General features: G+C 32.7%; 26 protein-coding genes. 10 read left to right on the forward strand and 16 right to left on the reverse strand.

Annotation, left to right across the window (positions count from 1 at the left end; genetic code table 11):
• Positions 1-2: 2 nt before the first annotated feature.
• Positions 3-1,136, reverse strand: a complete 1,134-nt coding sequence (locus BM296_RS18890; RefSeq protein ID WP_091905788.1) for a transporter — start codon at positions 1,134-1,136, stop codon at positions 3-5.
• A gap of 243 nt (positions 1,137-1,379) precedes the next feature.
• On the opposite strand from BM296_RS18890, the gene BM296_RS18895 reads away from it, so the two are divergent.
• Both BM296_RS18895 and BM296_RS18900 read left to right on the forward strand, forming a co-directional pair.
• A complete protein-coding gene (locus BM296_RS18895) occupies positions 1,380-2,651 on the forward strand; it encodes a sensor histidine kinase (RefSeq protein WP_091905705.1) in 1,272 nt (423 codons plus the stop codon).
• Positions 2,644-3,339 carry a response regulator transcription factor gene (locus tag BM296_RS18900; protein WP_091905707.1) on the forward strand — a complete coding sequence of 232 codons (696 nt, stop codon included), beginning with the start codon at positions 2,644-2,646 and terminating at the stop codon, positions 3,337-3,339. The genes BM296_RS18895 and BM296_RS18900 overlap by 8 nt, the downstream gene beginning before the upstream one ends.
• 14 nt (positions 3,340-3,353) lie before the next feature.
• On the opposite strand, the gene BM296_RS18905 is transcribed toward BM296_RS18900, so the two are convergent.
• Genes BM296_RS18905 through rsfS form a run of 6 tightly spaced genes read right to left on the reverse strand, consistent with a single transcriptional unit; the run spans position 3,354 to position 8,110 of the window.
• Positions 3,354-3,611 carry an acyl-CoA-binding protein gene (locus BM296_RS18905; protein ID WP_027067899.1) on the reverse strand — a complete coding sequence of 86 codons (258 nt, stop codon included), beginning with the start codon at positions 3,609-3,611 and terminating at the stop codon, positions 3,354-3,356.
• Complete coding sequence (locus BM296_RS18910) at positions 3,586-4,269, reverse strand: phosphatidylserine decarboxylase family protein (protein WP_027067898.1); 684 nt, start codon at positions 4,267-4,269, stop codon at positions 3,586-3,588. Before BM296_RS18910 ends, BM296_RS18905 begins: the two co-directional genes overlap by 26 nt.
• Positions 4,259-5,062, reverse strand: a complete 804-nt coding sequence (locus BM296_RS18915) for a phosphatidate cytidylyltransferase (RefSeq protein WP_027067897.1) — start codon at positions 5,060-5,062, stop codon at positions 4,259-4,261. The genes BM296_RS18910 and BM296_RS18915 overlap by 11 nt, the downstream gene beginning before the upstream one ends.
• A 1-nt stretch (position 5,063) precedes the next feature.
• Complete coding sequence (locus tag BM296_RS18920; RefSeq protein WP_027067896.1) at positions 5,064-5,675, reverse strand: LUD domain-containing protein; 612 nt, start codon at positions 5,673-5,675, stop codon at positions 5,064-5,066.
• A gap of 41 nt (positions 5,676-5,716) precedes the next feature.
• Positions 5,717-7,723 (reverse strand): ATP-dependent zinc metalloprotease FtsH, encoded by a 2,007-nt coding sequence (ftsH, locus tag BM296_RS18925; protein WP_027067895.1) that lies wholly within the window; start codon positions 7,721-7,723, stop codon positions 5,717-5,719.
• Between the two features lie 12 nt (positions 7,724-7,735).
• On the reverse strand, positions 7,736-8,110 hold the full coding sequence (gene rsfS / locus BM296_RS18930; protein ID WP_027067894.1) for a ribosome silencing factor: 375 nt from the start codon (positions 8,108-8,110) through the stop codon (positions 7,736-7,738).
• Positions 8,111-8,203: 93 nt separating this feature from the next.
• Between rsfS and BM296_RS18935 the strand changes: the two genes are divergently transcribed.
• Positions 8,204-8,935 carry a biotin--[acetyl-CoA-carboxylase] ligase gene (locus BM296_RS18935; protein WP_091905710.1) on the forward strand — a complete coding sequence of 244 codons (732 nt, stop codon included), beginning with the start codon at positions 8,204-8,206 and terminating at the stop codon, positions 8,933-8,935.
• On the opposite strand, the gene BM296_RS18940 is transcribed toward BM296_RS18935, so the two are convergent.
• Positions 8,932-9,324 carry a hypothetical protein gene (locus BM296_RS18940; protein ID WP_027067892.1) on the reverse strand — a complete coding sequence of 131 codons (393 nt, stop codon included), beginning with the start codon at positions 9,322-9,324 and terminating at the stop codon, positions 8,932-8,934. The genes BM296_RS18935 and BM296_RS18940 overlap by 4 nt on opposite strands.
• Before the next feature lie 2 nt (positions 9,325-9,326).
• Positions 9,327-9,971 carry an orotate phosphoribosyltransferase gene (pyrE, locus tag BM296_RS18945; protein WP_027067891.1) on the reverse strand — a complete coding sequence of 215 codons (645 nt, stop codon included), beginning with the start codon at positions 9,969-9,971 and terminating at the stop codon, positions 9,327-9,329.
• Positions 9,972-9,978: 7 nt separating this feature from the next.
• On the opposite strand from pyrE, the gene BM296_RS18950 reads away from it, so the two are divergent.
• Positions 9,979-10,569, forward strand: a complete 591-nt coding sequence (locus tag BM296_RS18950; protein ID WP_027067890.1) for an NUDIX hydrolase — start codon at positions 9,979-9,981, stop codon at positions 10,567-10,569.
• A gap of 2 nt (positions 10,570-10,571) precedes the next feature.
• Here the strand turns inward: BM296_RS18950 and BM296_RS18955 are convergent, their stop codons facing one another.
• From BM296_RS18955 to BM296_RS18980, 6 genes are all read right to left on the reverse strand, one after another.
• A complete protein-coding gene (locus tag BM296_RS18955; RefSeq protein ID WP_091905713.1) occupies positions 10,572-12,314 on the reverse strand; it encodes a M14 family metallopeptidase in 1,743 nt (580 codons plus the stop codon).
• Positions 12,315-12,379: 65 nt separating this feature from the next.
• Positions 12,380-12,784 (reverse strand): response regulator, encoded by a 405-nt coding sequence (locus tag BM296_RS18960; RefSeq protein ID WP_027067888.1) that lies wholly within the window; start codon positions 12,782-12,784, stop codon positions 12,380-12,382.
• A complete protein-coding gene (locus BM296_RS18965) occupies positions 12,771-14,624 on the reverse strand; it encodes a PAS domain-containing sensor histidine kinase (RefSeq protein ID WP_091905716.1) in 1,854 nt (617 codons plus the stop codon). The genes BM296_RS18960 and BM296_RS18965 overlap by 14 nt, the downstream gene beginning before the upstream one ends.
• A 114-nt stretch (positions 14,625-14,738) precedes the next feature.
• On the reverse strand, positions 14,739-16,580 hold the full coding sequence (locus BM296_RS18970; protein WP_177214984.1) for a PAS domain-containing sensor histidine kinase: 1,842 nt from the start codon (positions 16,578-16,580) through the stop codon (positions 14,739-14,741).
• Positions 16,581-16,703: 123 nt separating this feature from the next.
• Entirely contained in the window at positions 16,704-17,156 is a 453-nt protein-coding gene (coaD, locus tag BM296_RS18975) for a pantetheine-phosphate adenylyltransferase (protein WP_027067885.1), read from the reverse strand.
• Between the two features lie 31 nt (positions 17,157-17,187).
• Positions 17,188-18,162 carry a D-alanine--D-alanine ligase gene (locus tag BM296_RS18980; protein ID WP_091905721.1) on the reverse strand — a complete coding sequence of 325 codons (975 nt, stop codon included), beginning with the start codon at positions 18,160-18,162 and terminating at the stop codon, positions 17,188-17,190.
• A 172-nt stretch (positions 18,163-18,334) separates the two neighbouring features.
• Between BM296_RS18980 and BM296_RS18985 the strand changes: the two genes are divergently transcribed.
• The 4 genes from BM296_RS18985 to BM296_RS19000 all read left to right on the forward strand — a co-directional run bounded on the left by BM296_RS18985 (position 18,335) and on the right by BM296_RS19000 (position 21,216).
• The gene (locus BM296_RS18985; protein WP_091905724.1) at positions 18,335-18,925 is read left to right on the forward strand and encodes a PASTA domain-containing protein; all 591 of its coding nucleotides are present in this window, start codon (positions 18,335-18,337) and stop codon (positions 18,923-18,925) included.
• Positions 18,926-19,954 (forward strand): RluA family pseudouridine synthase, encoded by a 1,029-nt coding sequence (locus BM296_RS18990; protein ID WP_027067882.1) that lies wholly within the window; start codon positions 18,926-18,928, stop codon positions 19,952-19,954.
• Between the two features lie 90 nt (positions 19,955-20,044).
• Complete coding sequence (gene yaaA / locus BM296_RS18995; protein ID WP_091905727.1) at positions 20,045-20,806, forward strand: peroxide stress protein YaaA; 762 nt, start codon at positions 20,045-20,047, stop codon at positions 20,804-20,806.
• A 47-nt stretch (positions 20,807-20,853) separates the two neighbouring features.
• A complete protein-coding gene (locus BM296_RS19000; RefSeq protein WP_027067880.1) occupies positions 20,854-21,216 on the forward strand; it encodes a hypothetical protein in 363 nt (120 codons plus the stop codon).
• Between the two features lie 5 nt (positions 21,217-21,221).
• Here the strand turns inward: BM296_RS19000 and BM296_RS19005 are convergent, their stop codons facing one another.
• Positions 21,222-21,350, reverse strand: coding sequence for a 30S ribosomal protein THX (locus BM296_RS19005; RefSeq protein ID WP_081819477.1), 129 nt, complete (start codon positions 21,348-21,350; stop codon positions 21,222-21,224).
• A gap of 83 nt (positions 21,351-21,433) precedes the next feature.
• On the opposite strand from BM296_RS19005, the gene BM296_RS19010 reads away from it, so the two are divergent.
• Both BM296_RS19010 and BM296_RS19015 read left to right on the forward strand, forming a co-directional pair.
• On the forward strand, positions 21,434-22,102 hold the full coding sequence (locus tag BM296_RS19010) for a uracil-DNA glycosylase family protein (protein ID WP_091905730.1): 669 nt from the start codon (positions 21,434-21,436) through the stop codon (positions 22,100-22,102).
• Positions 22,103-22,386: 284 nt separating this feature from the next.
• Positions 22,387-24,933, forward strand: coding sequence for a phosphoenolpyruvate carboxylase (locus BM296_RS19015; protein WP_091905733.1), 2,547 nt, complete (start codon positions 22,387-22,389; stop codon positions 24,931-24,933).
• Positions 24,934-24,991: the final 58 nt, after the last annotated feature.

Raw genomic sequence — 24,991 nt, forward strand, 5'->3', positions numbered from 1 at the left:
GGTTATTTCTTGAATTCATCAAGTAATTCTTGGTCAATTTTTACGTTATTATTGTACACTCTATATGTAACTCCAAAATTTATCACGTAATCGGCAAAAGCTGCATCTCCATGTCTTGGAGAACCGGTAGATTGTTCTGTCTGTAGATCGGTAATGCTTTGTGGACGGTCTCTTCGAACAGCAAAAGGAACATTTAAGTTAAAGGAGAAATTACCTTGGTTCAATGCTAGTCCGGGGTCAATTGATAATACATTGCCGGGTCGCCTAAAACCATCATTGCCGCCAATTAAATCTTTTACCGGTACGCAGTCATAACGCGCGCCCAAAGAACTTGAAAGCGTAGGGGTTAGTGTAAAACTTAATCCTGTCCTTATGGAATATTGATCAGGTACCGCCATTATAGCTTCATTTTCAAGAATAGGATTTAAAGTTTCCCTAAAGGTTCTGATACCATTGGTTTCCCTAGGATTAACAAGATAGAAACCGCTGGCATAACCAAAAATACCATTGGATAATTTTTGGTATAATTGCGCATCCAAGGTAAAACCTAGACCCCCATCACCAAGCTGTATGGATTGGTCAACCGGTCTGGTCTGCGGTTCACCACTTGGACCTACATTATAAAAAATATCAGAAGCATTATAATTTCCGGTAGGTAGTTTTAAGCCTAGACCAATTGCAATATTTCCTTCAGGATGTTTTTCAAAGTCCAATAGCCAAAGTCCTACACCTAAACGAATGTCGCCAAGTCCCCTTGAAAATGTCGTATTTCTTTCATTGCGTCCATGCTCATATAAAGATGATCTTGAATTAAAGACGTTAGGTATGGTAATACTGGTGTATAATTTTTTGTTGATGCCATAAGTTAAAAAGAAATCCGTGCTATGGGAGTAATTGACCACCTCGGTATTATTCGTTACACGATCAGGTTCTTCCTCCGTACCCCTAAAATGCCTAAAGGATTTAAAGTATCTGTAATTTAATCCCAATTGAAAGTCCCCTTTGCCTATAATGTTGTTTTCAAGGCTGTTACCTACACAAGAGGAAAAGTGGCGAATGGCAACACAGCCTTGTGCCTTAACATTTAATACAGTTATTAAAAAAATAACCAATAATGGTAGTTGTTTGTGGTTCATAACATTGTAGGTTTGGTCGGTTGATAGAAAATGGTCAACTCCAGAAATTAAGAAGATGACCATAATATGATTTGAAATAACTTAAGTGACTTAAGTTTAATTAATTAACTCACGACCAATTTAATACTATGACCTAAATTTGAGGTTAATAGATGTCCAAAAAAGATTAATGAAAAGTTAATGCACTTAATGAAAGCTTAAGTTTGTTTAATATTAAGAACTAATTGAGTTTCTTTAAGGATTATGTGGAAGAAGAGAAACCTGTATGTAGCCCTTTTGTTTATTTCCTTGTTTGGATTGGCCATTATACAATACCAATATTTAAAGATTGGTCTTAACCTGGCAAAACTCCAGTTCAATACTAATCTAGGAAAGGTAAGTAGTGATGTTTCCTTAGGATTACAATCCAAAAACCAGCTCACCTTTTTATTGGGCAGTGCTCTTAAAAAGGATACTGCATATTTTACGATGAGCGTAGATAGTATACAGGATGCCTCAAGTTTTTTCTTAAATGATTATATCACTGAAAAATTGGTTAATAATGGGATTGATTCAGATTTTAGTTATACCCTTCACACAAAGGATTCTGCATTTTATCTTCAATCGCCCAAACAATTTAAAGTAAAGGATAATGTGGAGTCTTACCCTATTGAGCTTACCGGATATTTATCTCAACTTCTTGGAAAAAGACTAGTGCTAGAATTGCATTTTAGGAACTTGAACGGGTATTTTTTATCCAAGTTAAATGGTTTTACCTTACCGAGTATCCTGTTCATTTTGGGTATTTGTATTGCAATAGTCTGGGTGTTGCGAACATTTTATTGGCAACGGCGTGTAATTACCACAACCAATGAATTTATTAATAATTTAACCCATGAATTAAAAACACCTGTATTCTCAATTGGTTTGGCTACTAAAATTTTGGATGAAACCGCCTTGTCAAATCAAATACCAATTTTAGGAATGATAAGGCAGCAGGTAAAAAGACTATCTGTACATATTGACAAAGTTTTGGAGCTAGGTAGTTTAGAGTCCGAAAGGAATGTATTAAAGTTTGAAAAAGTTGATTTTAGACCATATTTGCTCAATTTGTGCAAAGAATTTGCCACATTGGTGACTATTGAGAAGGCAACCTTTACTTATAATATACAAGAAGGGGAATTTATATTAAGAACCGAAGTTTTTCATTTAGAAAATACTATTAACAATATCTTGGACAATGCAAAGAAATATGCGGATAACCCGGTCATTCAACTCAATGCTTTTAAAAAGGATAATTGGTTGGTCATTGAGATAGGGGATAACGGTCAAGGAATATCCTTAAATGATCAGAAAAAGATATTTTTAAAGTATTATAGAGTTACGGGTAAAGAGCGTACTATGGTAAAAGGTTACGGACTTGGATTAAGTTACGTAAAGAATATTGTGGGAAAACATAAAGGAAAAGTTGAAGTGAAAAGTGAGGTTGGCAAGGGAACGCAAATATCTCTTTTAATACCCCTGTGTAATGAATAATGATAAACATAATATACTCTTAGTGGAGGACAGTACGGATCTTGGGTATTTATTATCGGAATACCTTAGGATGAAAAATTTCAAAATAAGTTGGTTTGCCGATGGGGAAAGTGCACTTAAAAATTTGGAAACCGTAAAATATGATTTGGCAATATTGGATATTACAATGCCAGGTATGGATGGCTTTGCCCTTGCCGAACAAATTAAAGAGCGTTTTCCAGAGCTTCCTTTTTTGTTTTTGACAGCACGTTCCCTTAAAGTAGACGTGTTAAAAGGTTTTTATATAGGTGCAGTAGATTATTTGAAAAAACCTATTGATGAAGAAGAACTGGTCATTAGAATAGAAAATTTATTGTCCAGAATGGTCGTAAGAACCACAGCTGGGGAAAAAGCTACCATTTTTAAAATTGGTAGGTATACATTTAATGTAATTAATCAAGAATTGATGTTCGAAAATGAAGCACTTCACCTGACCACCAAAGAAAGTGAGCTGTTACATTATTTGGTGGTGAGAAAGAATAAATTGTGTAGTCATAAGGATATTTTGATAAAATTATGGGGTGCAAACGACTACTTTAACAAGAAAAGCTTGAACGTATTTATTACACGTTTACGGAAGTATTTGGAGATGGATGATAATTTGAGTATAGATAATATTCATGGTCAAGGTTTTATATTGCGGCAATAAGCCAAAATATTGGCTTATTTTAATTCTTTATTAGCCAATTCAATATAGGCACGCATAGCCTTTTTTTTGCTCATATTCTTAGCTTGAAATAGCGCGTTTGCCTTAAAGGCATTAATTAGAGGGGTTTTACTGCCTGGGTTATCAAAATTTGAATTCGCTATTTTATAATAAGCGTACAATTTTAAAAGTATATCTGCAGGAATTGGCTCGGTATAATTATTTACCAAAGTAACAGTTTCCTCAAATTCAATATGTAAGTTCGTCTTTTTCATTTGGGTCAACAAAAGTAGCTATGCATGTTTCGGCACCTTTTACCTTTTGGTTCAGTTTTACATTAATTTGACAATCTAAAGGTAAGAACAAGTCTACTCTAGAACCAAATTTTATAAAACCTGCATCATCACCCTGTTGTACACTTTCTCCTTTTTCAGCATAATTTACAATACGCCTTGCTAAAGCACCAGCAATCTGTCTGTAAAGTATTTCACCAAATTTAGGAGTTTTTATAACTACCGTAGTTCTTTCATTTTCTTCACTAGACTTTGGGTGCCAAGCAACTAAGTATTTACCCGGATGGTATTTTGAGAAAGTAATGCTACCACTAGCAGGATATCTAGTAACGTGTACATTTACAGGTGACATGAATATGGAAACTTGTTTTCTCTTGTCTTTAAAATATTCTTTTTCAAAAACTTCTTCTATTACGACTACTTTACCGTCAACGGGAGCCAAAATTTCATTAAAAGTTTTTAGCGCTACTCTCTTAGGGTTTCTAAAAAATTGTAGAATAATTATTAAAACAATTAAGCCCAATAATTGAACAACTAATTTTAGCCACGCTATATCAATGAAAAAATGAGCTAGAAGAACACTAGCGCCAATAATTACAAAAGAAAACAATATTATTTTTTGTCCCTCCCTATGAAACATAACTGAAAATATTTAAAGTTAAATAAGCAAACGGTGCTGCAAATACTAAACTATCTAAACGGTCTAACATACCACCATGTCCTGGTAATATGGCGCCACTATCTTTAACACCTGCCGCTCTTTTTAATTTTGATTCTATTAAATCGCCTAAACTTCCTGCAACTACAATAACTGTTGCAAGTATCATCCATTGTATTGGACTAATCAAGGCTTCAAAGGTAGCCATTAAATACGCAGCTGCCAGTGCAAATATAAAACCTCCTAAGGTTCCTTCAATTGTTTTTTTAGGAGAAACAGAAGGAAATAATTTAGTGCGTCCAATGCTTTTGCCTACTAAATATGCAAATGAATCATTTACCCAAATTAGAATAAAGATTCCCATAATTAATAATTTTGCGAAAGCATCATTTTTATAAGGAATCATAGTAAGGAAAATACATCCTCCACCAATATAAAATAGACCTACAATAAATTTTTGTGCGGTATTAAATTTTATTGGTTTCTTGCTAAAGAGATTAACAAGGAGGTAGATGTCGACAACTATGGTTATCAACATTAATATATTTATTAGTTGTTGATCTTTTACTAAATAAATGAAAGCCCACCATATGGCTAAATATGCAGCGAAAATGTGATATCCTTTTAAATGTACAAGCTTTTTATATTCATATAGACAAGCAAGTCCAAAAGTCATGAATAAGAAATCGAACGCATCAGAACTTAAGAATACTGCGGACAATAATAAAATTATGTAGACAGCCCCTGTTAATGACCTTCGTAAAATTTCTTTCATACTATAAATCTTCCAGAAGTAAAAGATAAAGATTTTTAGTACTACTACCATACGTTAGAAAATCATCTGAATTTTCTGCGGTAGCTTTAAAGTGTTTTAAGGTAGTTATGTTGGCCGGTATTTTTTGGCCATATTTTTTCTTGATGGTCTTCAAACCCTCGCCTATTGATTCTACCAGTTGACTAGTTGTAGCGAATACAACAACATTGCTTGGTAGTTCATTTACTTTTTTCTCGTGCAATTGATTAGAACAAACTAGGATACTTCCGTTTTGCGCAATTAAATGCTCACAAGTAGTAAAGAATACTTCGCTCTGTCTGGCATTATTGGTAAAAGTAATTGGTTCTTTAGAAAATTTTTGGGCTAGCCTTTCATTTAAGACAAAGAAAGGCTCACTCTCCCAATTATTTTCGGTAACAATATTTTCTATTGCCCTTGAAACTTCTACATCAGAATCACAGTAAATAAATTTACCTCCATTTTGTTTAAAATGAATTGTAAATTTTTCATCAACGGGAATATTTAAATCTGGCATATGATCGCCTCGCGTTTCCGCAGTTTCTTTCGAAACCTTCTTTTTGCCACCACCAAATAAAATATCTAAAAACCCCATTTACGTTGTTGAAATAATTGCTAATCTAATGTACTGTAATTTTAGTTATTCTCTGTAATTTCTTCTTCTTCCGATTTTGAATCTGAATCTTTTAACTTTTCAAGATTTTTCTTGTTTTCTAAGGCTAGGATATCTTTTTCAAAATTTCTTACACCAAATATTTTTTCTAAATCTTCTTTAAAGATAACTTCTTTCTCTAACAATCGTTCGGCCAATGTCGTTAATTTGTCCTTGTTATCTGTAAGAACTTTGATAGCTCTTTGGTATTGCTCTTCTATAATCTTAGATATTTCAGCATCTATTTTGCGAGCGGTATCTTCACTATATGGTTTAGAAAAACCATAAGAATCTTGCCCAGCAGAATCATAATAGGTGATATTTCCTATTTCATCATTAAGACCATAGATGGTTACCATTGCACGAGCTTGTTTAGTTACTTTTTCTAAATCACTTAATGCACCTGTAGATATTTTATTGAAAATAACTTTCTCAGCAGCTCTACCACCCATTGTTGCACACATTTCGTCCAACATTTGTTCTGGCCTAACAATTAAACGCTCTTCTGGTAAATACCATGCAGCACCTAAAGACTGTCCTCTCGGTACTATAGTTACCTTAACTAATGGAGCAGCATGTTCTAACATCCAACTAGTAGTTGCATGACCAGCTTCATGATAAGCTATAGTTTCTTTCTCACCAGGAGTTATAATTTTGTTTTTCTTTTCAAGACCACCAACTATTCTATCAACAGCATCTAAGAAATCTTGTTTAGAAACAGCTTTTTTCTCTTTTCTAGCTGCTATTAAGGCCGCTTCATTACAAACATTGGCAATGTCTGCACCAGAGAAACCGGGCGTTTGTCTTGCCAAAAATTCAAGGTCTAATGCCTCAGATGTTTTAATAGGTCTTAGGTGAACTTCAAAAATTTCTTTACGTTCACGTATGTCTGGTAAATCAACATATATCTGTCTATCAAATCTACCTGCACGCATTAAAGCTTTATCCAATACATCTGCACGGTTAGTTGCTGCTAATACTATAACATTGGTATTAGTTCCAAAACCATCCATCTCAGTTAATAACTGGTTCAATGTATTTTCACGCTCATCGTTAGAACCTGTAAAGTTATTTTTACCTCTAGCTCTACCAATTGCATCAATTTCATCAATGAATATAATAGCAGGAGATTTATCCTTTGCTTGTTTAAACAAGTCACGTACTCTAGAAGCACCTACACCAACGAACATTTCTACGAAATCTGATCCAGATAATGAAAAGAAAGGTACTTTAGCTTCACCTGCAACGGCTTTTGCTAAAAGTGTCTTACCTGTTCCTGGAGGTCCTACTAGTAATGCACCTTTAGGAATTTTACCACCTAAAGAGGTATATTTATCTGGGTTTCTTAAGAAATCTACAATCTCTTCAACTTCTTCTTTTGCACCTTCTAAACCGGCAACATCTTTAAATGATGTTCTAGTATCTGTTTTTTCGTCAAATAATTTGGCTTTAGATTTGCCTATATTAAATATTTGACCACCAGCGCCACCGCCACCGCCGCCAGACATTCTACGCATAAGGTATATCCAGATACCAATAATTAAAACAAATGGTAATAAGGATAGTAAGAAATCTAAAATGGCTGTAGATTCTTTACCAAATTCAATAATGGTATCTAAATTATTTTCTTTTTTAATCTCTGTTATTTCATTTTGAAATATTTGAAGATCACCATAATCTAAGGTGTACTGTGGTACATTGCCAGAAGCTGGAAGAAATGATTTCTCGTTAACGTCTTTATGAACTTCTTTTGCAATGGCTTCATCAGTTAAAAAAACCTTTGCTTGATTTGTATTGGTAATGATTAAAACTTTTTTAACATCACCGTTTCTCAAATACTGCTGTAATTCTGAAGTAGTCGTTTTTTGGGTGCTAGCTAAATCATCACTATTGAATAATTGAAATCCAATAAGTAATACTGCTACTAATCCATAAATCCACCAAGAACTAAACTTTGGTTTCTTCGGATTTGTCTTGTTTTCTTTTGCCATTATATTTTTTTATTAATTTACGCTACTTTCTATTGTTGTGAATTTTGCATCTCCCCATAACCCTTCAATGTCGTAAAATTCTCGAACTTGCTTTTGGAATATATGAACTACTACATTTACATAGTCCATTAATACCCATTCGGCATTGTCCTCGCCCTCTACGTGCCAAGGTTTGTCTTGAATCGCTTTACTTACTGTTTTTTGGATAGAACCTACGATCGCATTTACATGCGTATTGGAAGTACCGTTACAAACTATGAAGTAATCGCAAACGGTATTCTCAATTTCTCTTAAGTCTAAAAGATTGATATTGTGACCTTTTACTTCGTCAATTCCCTGTATTATTAATGCAATTAACTCATCGTTGCTAAATTTACTTTCCTGCATTCAAAAATTTTAATTTTTACAAAGTTATTATTTTTTTGTTCTTTTAGGTCTAGTTTTTAACAATACATTAAAGATTCACAATAAGTACTGTAAATGCAAATAATCAAACTTGATGCCACGGGGTCTACAAATACTCATTTAAAAGAATTATTACAGCAAAAAGAATTAGAGGACTTTACTATTGTTACTACTCAAAATCAGACCTTAGGTAGAGGTCAATTAAATGCTAAGTGGGAATCTGAGCCTTATAAAAATCTAGCAATCAGTTTGTTGAAAAAGGATTTGGACGTTCCTGTTAATAAGTTGTTTTTGGTAAGTATGACTGTTTCTTTAGCTATAATTGATTGTTTAAGTAACCTAGGAGTACCTGATTTGTCTATAAAATGGCCAAACGACATTCTGTCAGGTAAATCTAAAATAGGCGGTATATTAATTGAAAATATTATTTCAGGCTCACAAATTAAAAGAAGTATTATTGGTTTTGGGCTAAATGTAAACCAAACTGTTTTTAAAAATGCTCCACATGCATCTTCCTTAAAATTAATTATTGGTCGCGATTTTGATTTGGATATGGTATTTTATTCTTTGGTTGAAAAATTACATGAACAACTAAATCAACCAATGGCTTCTTTAGAAAAAGAACTATTTGATCAGTATCATTCTAAAATGTTTAAAAAAGGTGTGTATTGTAATTTTAAGTTGCCTAATGAAGAACTGATTTCAGGCGTAATAGTTGGTGTTACCATCAACGGCATGTTGATGGTAACACTAGAAGATAATAAAATTCATGAATTTGGCTTAAAAGATATACAACTTCTGTATTAGATTTTTTCCAAATTTGTAGAAAGTGTGTTAACGAAATTCGTGATCGGCTTTTTTATCATCATTGCCATCATTGCATTGAATTCACCTGTAAAACTTAGAACTACTTCACTTTTAGCACTTTCAATTTCCTCTATATTTGCAGTTAGTGTAAAAGGTAATTTTTCACTTGCGGCACCTAAAACAAGTTGATTAAACGGAGTTTGGTCTTTTTTCTCCAATACTATTTCTGGCATACCTTTTAAAGCAAAAAGAAATCTATTCTCGTTTAAAACTTCAAATTTGTCAATATTTTCAGGCATTAATTGTCTAAAGTTAGATAGGTCATTTAAAAAATTAAATGTTTCCTCTTTACTTTTTGATACTTGTGCTTTTGGCGTTTCTATAAGCATAACTATTTATTTGTCCATTGAGATGGATCTTTTCTCCACTCCATTAATGTTAATAATTGCTCTTCTTTTACATAGCCGGTATCTGAAGCTTGTTCAATTAAATACTCATAACTACTTAAGGTGTGCAATTCTGTATTTTTTTCTTTAAAATTTTTGGTTGCAGTTTCAAAACCATAGGTAAATACTGCCAACATGCCTTTTACATTGGCATCGATTGCTCTTAAAGCATCAACTGCATTTAAACTACTTTTTCCAGTGCTTATCAAATCTTCAATAACAACCACTGTTTGGTTTGCTTCAAGATGACCTTCTATTTGATTTTGTCGACCATGAGATTTAGGTTCGGGTCTAACATAAACAAATGGTAGATTAAGTTTATCGGCGACCAAAGCGCCTATTCCTATTGCTCCTGTAGCCACACCAACAATGCAATCTGGCTTGCCATATAATTGTTCTACCTGCTTTGCCATTTCATCTCGAATGTAGTTTCTAATGATAGGATAAGAAAGTAAAATTCTGTTATCGCAATATATTGGAGATTTCCAACCGGAAGCCCATGTAAAAGGATTTTCCGGTTTCAATTTTATTGCATTAATTTGCAGGAGAAGCTCTGCTGTTTTTTTTGCAGTGTTTTTGTCTAAAACCATGACGCAAATGTATAAAGTTTTTGTTAATGAATTGCCTTTGATTTTAACAAATAAACTCTCTGATACTACAAACGGTGAGTATTTTTCGCTAAAAAAGGAATCTGTACAAGAGGCAATAAGTTCTTTGAAGAAGGGGAAGTTGGAAGAAGCGTTCATTTACCACCCAAACGGCAGCGAGATTTTAGATAAGTTTACTAAAGAAATTCCTTTGGTTAGTGCCGCTGGAGGTGTGGTAACCAATAAAGAAGGAAAAGTCCTTTTTATTTATAGAAATGACAAATGGGATTTACCTAAGGGGAAGCTAGATAAAGGCGAAACTATAGAGGAATGTGCTATGCGTGAGGTTGAGGAAGAAACGGGAGTAACGGGTCTTAAAATCGATAATTATCTGCAAACTACTTATCATGTTTTTAAGCATAACGGTATTAATAAACTTAAGCAAGTTCATTGGTATGCAATGAGTACCGAATTTGATGGCAAATTAAAACCAGAAAAGAAAGAAGGCATTTTCAAAGTTAAATGGAAAGGTCCTGCTAAGATTAAGAAAGCCCTTCAAAATTCATATATAAATATTAAGATATTGTTTCACGAAGCATAGTCTTAATTCATGATTCTAAAGACTGGGTATTGCAAATGAGCTTCTTCGTATAGCGAACTTCGTTTAAAAAGCCAGTCTAACTGTTGATACCAGTTATCATTAAAATCTGAATTCAGTTTCCTTTCATTTTCAAATTCTTTTTTTAAAATAGAATCGTTTTTCAGCATTTCAAGAGCTGTGTCTTCAAAAACATAAGGGGAAAAACCTTCTTTTTGTTGAAGAATCGTGTCAAAGAAATTCCAGTTAAAAAACGAATCTACTGCCGCTGGTTCTAAAGATTCTAAGAGATATCTAAATCCAGGTTGGTTTACAGGTATTATAATATCACCAGCCTTGAACTCCTTTGTAATGTTTTTTGCATTTACGGTAGTATTGTAATGAGGGTAGTGCCCTTCGTAAGGTGAGCTATACGTTTGGTAATTATCTATTTTATAGGATTCTATATTGAATACGGAGTCTTTTTTAAGCGTAGTATAAGTGATCTTGTTTATATCAAGTTTGTTAATTATATTTTCCCACTGCTTACCAATAACGTATGCTTTTGGAACTTTAACAGAATCTGACGGGGTATAAAAATCTTTATATGCTACTTCTGTTTCTATTGGTATCTCTCGGTTATATTTTAAGCGGGTAAGACCTGTTACTTCACTAGTTATAGTATCTGCTTTATATCCTTTAAATAGATAATTAGTAGCCTTGGTAGAATCTATTTTCCAAGCTGTAGTATAATATTCTTTAGCGTTTACAGATGCAAAAGCAGTATCTCGCATAGTTCTAATTTCATTTCCATCTTTTTCGGCAATTGCAATCATTTTATGCAGGAGCTCGTAAGTACCTTCAACACGTTTATCATAAGGTTTTAGCATATGTGTTTCTACCATCATCCCAACAGTATTCCACAATGTGGTGTAACCAGTAGAATATCTAGGGTGATCCATAAATTGCTGAAAACCATTTTCAGGAGGGGAGTTGAATACATTTACATAAGGTGTAATATCCCAACCAGAATTGAAGAGTGAATCATGTAGTTGAGGCATTAATGCTTCATGAACATATTCTCCTAATTCTCCACCTAGTTTATTGTGTTGTGTAAAAAGGTGTGTTAGCGTATACTGGTAATCGGCACCATTACTAACATGGTTGTCAATAAATACATCGGGATTTATGAGATGAAAAATTTCAGCAAAGGTTACAGCGTTTTTGGTATCGGTTTTAATGAAATCCCTGTTAAGATCATAATTTTTAGCATTACCTCTAAAACCATATTCGAGAGGTCCATTTTGGTTAGCTCTAGAAGTACTATTTCTGTTTAAAGCGCCACCAATATTGTATATGGGTATAGTAGAAATTATGGTTTCATTGGGTGAGTCTATTTCATTGCTTGCTAAATCACGAAAAAGCAACATGGTAGCATCTATTCCATCACTTTCTCCAGGATGAATACCGTTGTTGATCAACATCATGGTATTATCCTTGCCTAATTTTTTAAAATCAAAATCACCTTTTGCGCTATAGGTTACCACATGAAGTGGTTTGCCGCTGTCTGTGGATCCAATGGTTTGAATATTAATCGTAGAAAATTCTTTGGACAGTTTTATGTAAAAGTCAATTACTTGATCGTAAGTGGCGGTTTCTGTTTTGTTGGATATTTCAAAAGGAGTGGGGAAATCGGTTTTAGTATTTTCAACTTTATCTTGACATGATATTAATAGAAGTACCGATAATAACAGGAATGGCGTTTTCATTTACAAACAATTATGGTGGCTATTGTTGCCAGAATTGATTGTAAAAATAATGATTACTTCAAAGCTTACGCTACTTTAGTAATTTCTGTTATTGTATTTCTATCAATAGGTTTCTGATTGAAGGTTATTAAGTGATGACTTTTGCTTTTAAAATATTCCCATTGTTTTTGATCACGAGGGTCAATAGAAGAGGTTACTATATTTATTCTAATCTTTTCTGTAATTGGAAGTTCAAGAAATGCCTCTAAAAATTCCCACCCATCCATAATTGGCATATTAATATCCAAAAATATAATTTGTGGTATTTGATGATCATTGTTATAGAAATCTGTTAGTGCATCTATGGCAATTTTGCCATTAGCATAAGCTTCAATTGAGTTACACTCAATACTAGAAGATATTAATTTACGTAGACCAAACACTGTAATAGCATCGTCATCAATTATAGTGATGTCACTAATTTTTTTCATTAAAGAAAATTTTAAATTCTGTTCCTTTTCCTATTTCACTGGTTACTTCAACCTTACCGTTCATGGCATCAATTTGATTTTTAGTAAGATATAAACCAATACCTCTTGCATCTTTATGGTCATGAAAGGTTTTATACATGCCAAATAATTTTTCACCATATTTCTCTAGGTCTATGCCAAGACCATTATCCGTAATGGTTAATATAGAATAATCACCTTTCTTTTCGGCACTAAGTACTACTAATGATTCCCGTTCAGGATCTCTATACTTTACAGCGTTAGTAATAAAGTTCGTTAAAATACTGTCTAAATATGCAGGAACGGACTTTACGCTGAAATCTACCGGAATGTTGTTCTTAACTTTTGCTTTACTGTTAGAAATAAAGGCTGATAGGTTTTTAGTTGCATCAACTACTTTATCATTTAAATTAATCTCTTTAATTTCTATGTTTGTGTTGGTATTGATAGATACCACTTCATTTAAATTATCTAATGTTTCTAATAAGTTATTTGAAGCTTGAGTTAGCATACCTATAATATTCTTCTTTTCATTTTCATCCTTTTCACTTTCTAAAAAGTTTAAAAGCATAGAAAAATTTGCGGAATGTGAACGTAGATTGTGAGAAACAATATGGGCAAAGTTCAAAAGTTTTTTGTTTTGAACCGATGCAATATTTATAATATTTCTAAGCTCTTTTTCTTTTTCCTTTAATTTAGAAATATCTAAACTTATACCGACTAGGCCATATGCAATGCCTTTATTGTTTAGTAAAGGTATTTTAGAGCTAAGAAAAGAGGTTTCTTTACCGTTTAATCTAGTATTAACTGTTTCTTTTCCTATTACTGGTTTTAAAGTGGTCATTACCCTTAAATCTTCAGCTCTAGATTTTTCGGCAGATTCGTATGGGTAAAGTTCAAAGTCGGTTTTACCTATTATTTCTTTTGGATCTTTAACACCCAAATATTCACACTCGGCTTTGTTTATAAGAACCTTTCTAGATTCTGTATCTTTTATATATACATTAACTGGTAAATTATCAATTAACGTTCTTAATAGTTTTTCGTTATCAACGGTTTTAATACTGGCTTCTACTTGCTCATGTATATCTTGAAAGGTACCAATTAAACCAACCATTTCCCCTTTATTGTATATAGGTTTACCCCCGGCCATTACCCATTTTTCTTTACCGGTATCTGTAATTATTTGCAACTTTAAGTTGCTATAGGCCTTTCCATTATTTTGAGCTTCAAAAAGTGCCATGGATATTGCATTTCTGCTATGCCCTTCCTTAAAATAATAGATGGCATTTTCAATATCTGGAGAAAAATGTTCAGGCACTTCATGAATAGCCTTTGTTGTTGAACACCAAAAAAGTTGGTTGTCAACTATATTATATTCCCATCTACCAATTTTGGTAATTTCAGTCTGCTGTTGAAGCAGTAAATTTTTCTTATTAAGTTCTAATTCATTATTAACGGCATCGGTAATATTGCTTAATTGTATAATAGCCCCAATGATGTTCTCATTAGTGTCATACCATGGTGCATTTGTCCATTCAAACCAAAGCTCTTGACCCTTTGTATCAATAACTTGGTGTATGCCCATAGGTTGTGGATTGCCGTTAAAACAATTATCTAATACCATTTTCCATTTATGGCTTAATTTTGGAAAAACAGCAAATAAACTTTTAGATTTATAACTCTCGCCATTTTTATTAAAAATACTCGTCCAAGTGTCAGATGTCTGAACAATATTATGATCAGTATCTATAAAAGCCGTTGGTGTTGGCAATTGTCTAATTATGTACGAGGTATTGGATACTAGGGGAACTTTTATCATACCGATGTAATTTCTTACGAATTTAGCGGGATTGCTGTATTTTACTACAAAATTGTTGTGAATGTTATCATTTACGTTGTAAAAGATTCAAAAAGCTACTTTATCAATTATTTTCTACTTCTTATTGAAATGAAACCTGAAAGTAGTTCCTTGGTTAGGTGTGCTTTCTACTGTAATTTTACCCTTCATAGCATCCATCTGGTTTTTAGTAATGTAAAGACCAATTCCTCTAGAATCTTTATGTCTATGAAAAGTTTTATAAAGACCAAAAAGCTGCTTGCCAAATCTATCTAAATCAATACCTAAACCATTATCTTCTATACTTAATATGGTGTAGTTCTTATCTTCTTCCACACTTAAAATGATAATTGGCTTTTTATCTTCGCTTCTGTATTTAATTGAATTGGTAATGCAATTTGTTAAGATGCTATTTAGATAGGCGGGTAATGCTTTTACTACTGTCGTATCGGGAATTTCGTTTATAATTTTTCCGTTCGTTTCCTTTAGAAGTCCGGCAATATTTTGTTCAACAACAAATAAACTTTCATTTAAAGAAAGTGGTTTCTTTTCTTCGTTAATACTAGATTTTACAGCAACAATTTCTCTTAAACCTTTTATAGTTTCAGATAAATTATCTGAGGCACTGAACAACATGCTCATGAATTTATTTCGCTGTACTTTACCCGTTTCGTCATTTAAGAAGTTAAGTAATAGCGAAAAATTGGTTGCATGTGTTTTTAGATTGTGAGAAACCATATGTGCAAAATTTAATAGTTGCTCATTTTGCTCTCTTGATGATGATATAGTGTCTTTCAAGTTTCGCTCTAACTTAGCTTGTGTCGTAATATTCTCTACGGTGCATAAAAGACCTTTAACACCATCTTTATTTTCAATTAAAGTACCTGTTATTTTAATATTTAAATTATGATTTTTCTGATTTGTATAAGTACATTTTATAGGTTTAAAAGAACCATGTTCTGTTAATTGCGCTTTTAAATCAGCAATTTTATTTTTGATTTGACCATTAATAAATTTTTTATAATTATGTCCTAAAAAATGCTCTTTATTATAACATGTAAGCTTACTGAAGTTTTGGTTGACATCTAAAAATTTACCTGTGGTCATATCTATAATTGCCATACCTAATGGCACTTTTTCAAATAATGGATACTCAGATGAAATCTCGTTTACATTATTCTCTTTCTTTAATCTACTTTCATTAATGTTTTGAATTGTGCCAATAATTCTAGTGCATTTACTTCCTTTAAATTTTGGTCTACCAATGGTATTTACCCATATAACCTCTCCATCAGATTTTTTTAACTGTAATTTTTCATTCCAAGGTTTGCCATAATTTATTGCTTCGGAAACTAGTTTTTTGATAATTTCTTGAGATTCTTCTACATAGAAATTAATAGAATTTTCTAGTGTAGGTTTAAAATCTGAAGACAGCCCATAAATTTTGTTAACGATCGGTGTCCAATTTAAAGTTTCATTTTGCACATCATAATCCCAACTTCCAATTTTTGCGACAGAACTTTTTTGATTTAGTATAAGTTTTGTTTTATGAAGTTCAATTTCAAGTTCTTGAGTTTTAGAAATAGGTTCTACTTTAATAATGACTCCTATAATATTTCCGTAACCATCTTTCCATGGGTTTAAATGCCAGATAGAATCTTTAGAAGAATATTGACAGTTTTTTGCATTGTATTTGAACTTAATATCTCGTAATCCGTCTAAACTATATTTTAAACGGGCTTGTAAATCTTGTGATAATTCAGGGAACAAATCAATGAAATTCTTACCTTCTATATCATTTAATTCAAGTCGATAATTAGCCTGCCATCTTGGAGATGCACTAATTAGATTAAAATTTGTATCAATAATTACAATAGATGATGGAATTTGATTAATCCAATCTAATGAAAAAGACGAGTTATTTTGTGATTTAAACATAGGTAGACAGAATTTTCCTACGAATTTATAGGAATATTCCATCTTACGTATACAAATTGTTGTGATTTTGCGAAAATGTGTTGTTGAAATGGCCAAAGTTGTTGTGTGGCCGATGAACTACATCTATTTTCTTACAGAATCTGGTACTAAGCCCGTATAATCACCGCCATTGCGAATTACGTCTCTTACAATAGAGGAACTTATATATGATTTACCCGATGAGGTCAATAAAAACACGGTTTCTATCTCAGATAATTTTCTATTTGTATGGGCAATTGCCTTCTCAAATTCAAAATCTCCTGGGTTTCTTAATCCTCTTAAAATAAAGTTTGCGTCTACTTTCTTACAAAAATCCACTGTAAGGCCTTCATATGACTTTACAGATATGGAAGGGACATCTTTAAAAGACTCTTCTATAAAAGCAATACGCTTTTCAAGACTGAACATGTATTTTTTGTCGGCATTTTTACCTATTGCAATAATTATTTCATCGAACAGCGTTATACCACGCATAATAATATCATGATGACCTAAGGTTAAAGGATCAAAAGAACCTGGAAATATTGCACGTCTCATAGATGGGTTTTACTTTTTAAATATAGGTATTTTAAGACAATGCCTCTGTAATTGCATGCTCAAATAACATACTTAGCTCAATGCCAGCTTCTTTAGCTTGTTGTGGTAATATACTCGCTGTAGTTAAACCAGGTGTTGTATTCATTTCTAATAAGAAAGGCTCATCGCCAATAAATATAAATTCGCTTCTAGAAAAGCCGGTCATCTTTAGTACATCGTATATTTTTTTAGCTGCGATGGTGACGTTCTTTAATTGAATAGGGTTTATTCTAGCGGGAGTTATTTCTTGAGATTTTCCTTCATATTTAGCTTCGTAATCAAAGAAGTCGTTTTCGGTAACTATTTCTGTAATAGGTAAAACAGTAGTGATTCCTTTTAATTTTAAAACACCAACAGAAACTTCGGTTCCTTCGAGAAAGCCTTCAATTATAATTTCATCATCTTCTTTATAAGCGGTTTCAATGGCACCCTTTAGTTCAGAAGACTTATATACTTTAGTGATACCATAGCTGCTTCCAGATTTGTTTGCTTTAACGAAACAGGGGAGTTTTACTTTATCTATAATTTCTATTTCATTGATAGTATCACCCAAATTTAGATAGTAAGATGGTGCAGCTTTAATTCCGTAAGGTTTTAAAACACTTAGTAAATCTCTTTTATTGAAAGTTAGCGCTGCTTGGTAGAAATTACAAGTAGTATGCTTTATTCCTAATAATTCAAAATAAGCTTGCATTAGTCCATCTTCACCGGGAGAACCATGTATGGCATTAAAAACACAATCAAATGTTATTGAATTACCATCTTTAAGTATTGAGAAATCGTTTCGATCTATAGGGGTTTCAATATCTGCATCATCAACATAAACCCATTTGTTTTTGAAAATATGTATTCTATATAGATTAAATTTTTCTTTGTTCAGGTAATTATAGACCACATTACCACTTTTAAGCGATATTTTATATTCACTAGAATAACCGCCCATTATAATTGCTATATTTTTTTTCATTTATGGTCTATTAAGAATGTAAAAGCAAAGATGAAGCATTGAAATAAAATAAAAAAGAAAACAATCAGCATTAATACAAATAGAATTAATTTTTAAGGATGAAGTAACTATAAACCGAAGCCGTAGAATGGTATGGGGGCATTTACTATATTTGTCGGGTCAAATAATAAGTATGAAGAATTTTTTCAATTTTTTAAAAAGTAAAACCTTTTTTATTCAATTAGGTCTTGCGTTGTTGGTGTTGATTATTGTGATTTTTGTCACATTAAGATACCTAAACAATACCACCAACCACGGTGAGTTCGTAGAAGTACCAGATTTTTCAAAAAAATCGGTTATGGATATGAGAAAATCAATTGAAGAAGCCGGCTTAAGATATGAAGTATTGGATTCTGCGAATTATAACCCAGACTACCCAAGATTTTCTATTATTGAACAAAACCCTTCTGCAGGATCAAAAGTAAAAGAAAATAGAAAAATATATTTTACGGTTAATCCATCCGGATATAAAAAAGTTACCGTTCCAAAAATCATTCAGGTTACCAAGCGTAATGCCTCTTCAATGTTAAAAGCTGTAGGTTTAGATGTGCAAAGGGTAACCTATGTAGATGAATTAGGAAAGGATATGGTATACCAAATAAAATATAAAGGCAAGTATATTAAGCCTGGCGATAAATTACCTAAAACATCCAAAATAGAATTGATCTGTGGTAATGGTAGTATTACGGAAAGAGCAGTAATTAAATCGGAATCTGAAGATTAGATGGAGAATATTGAGCAGCCAGAGAATGAAGATGGAGAGCTTTTTGAGCATCATAAAATAGTAGCATCAAAAGGTCAAGAACCGTTAAGGGTAGATAAATTTTTAATGAATTTCATTGAAAATGCCACTCGAAATAAAATACAACAATCTGCAAAAAACGGACATGTTTGGGTCAATGATCAGATTGTAAAATCTAATTATAAGGTAAAAGCAGGTGATGAGGTTAAGGTGTTATTTGAACATCCGCCACATGAATTTTTATTAGTACCAGAAGATATTCCTTTAGATATAGTCTATGAAGACGATGTTTTATTAATTGTGAATAAACCCGCTGGGATGGTAGTACACCCTGGTCATGGAAATTATTCTGGGACATTGATAAACGCACTTATTTTTCATACCGATAATTTACCATCTAATAGTAATGAGAGACCAGGTTTGGTTCATCGTATAGATAAGGATACTTCAGGCCTTTTAGTAGTGGCAAAGACAGAAGCCGCTATGACGCATTTGGCAAAGCAATTTTTTGATAAAACTTCTGAGCGTGAATATATAGCTCTGGTTTGGGGAAATATTGAAGAAGACGAAGGTACAGTTGTAGGTAATGTGGGTAGAAACCCAAAGAACCGTCTGCAAATGCATGTTTTTCCAGATGGTGAAGAAGGTAAAGAAGCAGTTACACATTTTAAGGTTTTGGAAAGGTTGGGTTATGTTACACTAGTGTCTTGTAAATTAGAAACAGGTAGAACCCACCAAATTCGTGTGCATATGAAATACATAGGGCATACGTTGTTTAACGATGAGCGTTATGGGGGTGAAAAAATCTTAAAAGGAACAACATTTACAAAATACAAGCAATTTGTAGATAATACCTTTAAGTTACTGCCAAGACAAGCATTACACGCCAAGACATTGGGCTTTATACACCCTGTAACCGGAGAGCATATGAGTTTTGATTCAGAAGTGCCAGAAGACATGACAAATGCTATTGAAAAATGGCGTAGTTATAGTAAAAATAGCACAGAATAAGATTTCTCAATACCGCTATTTAAACTCTTTTTTATCTTTTGTAGGTCTTCCAATTTATCCTTTTTATTTTTGGGCTATTAAAATTGCACTATGAAAATTGTTATTTCTCCGGCTAAGTCATTGAATTATGAAGCTGAGCTTCCTACAGCAACATATACCTCCCCAAAATTTATAGAGGATGCGGAAAAACTGAATAAGATATTAAAGAAAAAGAAGCCTAAAGCTCTTTCAGAATTAATGTCCATCTCAGATAATCTTGCACAATTGAACTGGCAAAGAAATCAAGATTTTAGTATTCCGTTTACACCGAAAAATTCAAGACCTGCAATTTTTGCGTTTAGCGGAGATGTGTATCAAGGTCTAGATGCCTATACGTTATCTGAGAATAAAATTGAAAAACTTCAACAAACGCTACGTATTTTATCCGGTCAATATGGTATTTTAAAACCGTTGGATTTAATGCAGCCCTATCGTTTGGAAATGGGCACTTCCTTAAAAATTGGTAGAAATAAAAACCTATATGAATATTGGGGCAGTAGGCTTACCGATCATTTAAATAATGAAATGGTTGAGGGTGAGTTGTTGGTTAATTTAGCAAGTAATGAATACTATAGTGCTTTGCAGCCAAAGAATATCAAAGCAGAAATTATTACACCAATTTTTAAAGATTGGAAGAATGATAAATTAAAGATAATCAGCTTTTTTGCAAAAAAAGCTAGAGGAGCTATGGTAAGGTATATTATTGACGCCGATGCAAAAACACTGTCAGATATAAAAGGGTTTAATTTAGATGATTATGAATTTAGTCAAGAGCATACCCTAAAAGAAAATCAACCCGTCTTTATAAGATAAAATATTATCTACTCTTTTTCGTTCTTAAGTATATATAAAATACGTTTATGAAAAGGGTTCTTTTACTTGCAGTTATTTGTGTTGTAACGTTATTATCTTGTACAGATAGAGATGATGAATTTAACTTTGTAAATATTCGCATTCAGAATAGTACAGAGCTCTTATTCACAGAAGTGCGTATTGCGCAGAAAGATACTGTTTTTGAAAATGTTGAGGCAGGTAAATTCTCTGAATATATGGAATTTGAAACTGCATCTTCAAATATGGCAATAAGTATTCAGACAGATTCTACCAGCTTAAATTATGTTCCAACTGAAGTTGCTTATGACTCATTGCCAATGGGTTTTTATACTTATGAAATTTCTTTAGATGAAGAAAATCAAGTAGACGTCATTTTTAGGATTGACTAAAATGATTATTTCTTTTTATTAATTTTTATTTTTTCTTCAATTGTAGGTCTTTTTTTGATTTTACGAGGTCTTCTTGCTCCGTAAGAATTGTTTGATATTTTCCCTTTTTTCGATTTCTTATCTCCCTTACCCATATCTCTATTTCTTTACTTTCTTTTAAAGTTAGTAATTTAGTAACGATTTGTCTACTGAATGGGCTCAAGAGAATTAAACTATAATGCAAAACGTTTTTGAACACACTCACCCATACACTCCATTTATTGATGACACTACATTAAAGCTTATTGTTGGCACATTACCACCGCCACGTTTTACAACAGGAGAATTGAAGGATGGCGATGTTAATTTTTGTTATGGTAGTAGAGATGGGCAGTTGTGGCCAATTTTAGATAAGATTTTCAATTTAAATCTTAAGTATGAAACAACAGCAAGCGCAATAGAGCAGCGCAAAGCTTTTTTAAAATCTAGACGTATAGGTGTCTGTGATATTGTAGCTTCGGCAGAACGCCATAAAATAGACGCATCTGATATTGGAATGCAGAATGTAGTTTTAAGAAATGTATTATGTTATTTAGAAAAATACCCTAATGTAAATACACTTCTTTTTACAGGAGGAAACAGCAAGAACGGACCTGAGTATTTTTTTAGAAAACACTTGAAGGAAAATTCTGTTACACTAAAGAGCGTTTCTAATGTTGTACCTAGAATTCATGAATTTACTCATCCTTCTACAGATAAAATAATAAAAACAGTATCTTTAATAGCACCTTCAGGTGCGGCAAATAGAGCAGTGGGTAGTCTAGAAAGTTATAAGAAAATGAAAAAAGAAGATCCTACTTTTAACACGGTAGATTTCAGGGTACTTCAGTATAGCGCTTATTTCTAGTCTTTAAAACCTTTATAAACTAAAAAGAGTCTTGTTTTTAAACAAGACTCTTTAACGAGAACACTATATGAAAATGAAAAAATTTATTATTTACTAACATTGTAAATGTAGATAGCTTTAGGTGTTTTGCGGAATATTTGTTGCCAATACAGAGAATTTTGTGGTATACTTCGTTGAATATGATATTTCACAAAAATGATTCTCTAAGTTCCCTAGGATTAGCGATATTTATGTTCGAATTTTATCGAGTTAACCATAAAGGTACGCTCAAAAGTTTTTGATATATGCAACAACAAGAAAGATTGGCGGAGTTTAAGAAATCTGTCCAAAATAAATTTAATGTCTATAACAGTCTATTTCTTAATCTTCCCTACGAGAACATTGAAAATGTAGGCATGTTAATTCCATTATTGCTTAATCAATCTGAAAAGGGATTGAGCAACGGTCTTAACCCAAAGGAGATTCTTGAGAATTTTTTCGAGAATTTTGTAGAAATAAAATCTGAAAAGGAACAAATAGATTTTATGTTCCGTATCATACAATACGTAGAGCGCCAAGTAGTTCTTTATGATAGTGTAGAAGATGCGGCATTTCCAAAATTGCACAAACATTCTAGTTCATTGTCTTTGAAAGATTATTTTCAATTAGTTGAAAAGAATAATTCATGGGATACAATTTGGGATAAGCTAAGCAACTTTAGTGCAAGGATAGTTTTAACCGCACACCCAACACAATTCTACACACCAGCTGTTTTAGATATTATTACGAACTTAAGAACATTGATTCTAGAAGATAAGATTGATGAAATTGATGTAGGGTTACAGCAGTTGGGGTTAACATCTTTAGTCAATGCAAAAAAACCTACACCATTAGATGAAGCTAAGAATATCATCTACACACTAAGACATGTGTATTATGACGCTATTGGCGAGATGTATGCATATATTAAGGGCAGCGTAGGTTCTAAGCAGTTTGAAAACCATGATATTGTAAAGTTAGGATTTTGGCCTGGCGGTGATCGTGATGGAAACCCATTTGTAACTGCCGATATTACTAGAGATGTAATGAACGAGTTACGTTTAACTTTAATGAAATGTTATTATAATGACCTTAAAGGTCTTGTGCATAAACTGACTTTTAAAGACGTACAAGAACCGTTGCAAAAATTGCGCTCAAACTTGTATACGGCTATGTTTGATAGTTCTAAGGATATTGGATATGAAGATTTAATCTTACCGTTAGAGGAGATTAGGCTAATACTTATTGAAAAATATCAAGGACTTTACTTAAAAGACTTAGAGAAATTTATTGATAAAGTAAAGATTTTTAAAGTCCATTTTGCTACCATAGATATAAGACAAGACCATAGTATGCACACTAAGGTAATGGTAGAGGTTTTGAAAAAGAACTCTTTAATAAAAGAAGACCTAAGTGAATTAACCGAAAAGCGATTAATTGATATTCTTTTACATGAGAATTTACAGTTAAATGCAAATGATTATGAAGAGGAAATTGTAAAGGATACTATCAAGAATATTCTTCAATTACAGACTATACAGGATAAAAATGGTGAAGAAGGTTGTAATAGGTATATCATTAGTAATTCAGAAGATATATTTTCTATCCTCTTTGTTTACGCATTGTTTAGATGGTGTGGTTGGGCAGATAAAGAAATAACCTTTGACATTGTACCATTGTTTGAAACCATGAACGGAATGGATAATGCGCAGGCTACAATGCAATTCTTATTTAATTTACCAGAATATAAAGCACATTTAGAAAGCAGAAATAAAAAACAGACCATTATGCTAGGTTTTTCTGACGGAACCAAAGATGGTGGCTATTTAAAAGCAAACTGGTCTATTTTGAAAACCAAAGAAGAATTATCAGAGGTTTGTGATGAACATGATATTGCAGCTGTGTTCTTTGACGGTAGAGGAGGGCCACCAGCAAGAGGAGGTGGTAAAACACACCGTTTTTATGCAGCTCAGACTAATAAGGTTGCAAATAATGAAATTCAATTAACAATACAAGGTCAGACCATTACCAGTACCTACGGAACAAAAGAGCAGTTCATTTATAATAGTGAACAGTTGTTAACGGCAGGTTTGTCTAATACTATTTTAGATAAGGAAATTGTTATTTCTGATTCGGATAGAGATTTAATAGAAGAATTATCTGAATTAAGTTTTAAGAAGTATGATGATTTAAAACATCATGATAAGTTTATGCCGTACTTAGAAAATATGAGTACGCTAAAGTATTACACTAAAGCCAATATTGGTAGTAGACCAGGTAAGAGAGGTAATAAGGCTAAATTAGAATTATCAGATTTAAGGGCAATTTCTTTTGTAGGTTCTTGGAGTCAATTGAAGCAAAATGTGCCAGGTTATTATGGTATAGGTACTGCTTTAAAGAAAATGGAAGATGACGGGCGTTTTGCAGAGGCACAACGATTGTATGGGGAAGTACCATTTTTTCAAGCTTTAATGATGAATAGTATGATGAGTCTTTCTAAATGTTATTTTGAACTGACAAGTTATATGAAAGAGAACGAAGAGTATGGTGCTTTTTGGGAAATTCTACATGCAGAATACAAGCTGTCAACCGCAATGCTTTTGAAGTTATCAGGAATGGAGTTTTTAATGCAGAAAGAAGCTATCTCTAGAGAGTCTATTAAAATTCGTGAGAACATTGTGTTGCCATTATTGGTGATTCAACAATACGCACTTCAAAGAATAGGAGAAGGTACCGAGTATAAAGAGTTGTATGAGAAAATTGTAACAAGGTCTCTTTATGGTAATATTAATGCAAGTAGAAATTCTGCTTAATAGTTAATGATTTTAATGTAAAATGGCTCTGTAAATTATTTACAGAGCCATTTTCTAT

This window comes from Maribacter stanieri, assembly GCF_900112245.1.
Taxonomy (GTDB): Bacteria; Bacteroidota; Bacteroidia; order Flavobacteriales; family Flavobacteriaceae; genus Maribacter; species Maribacter stanieri.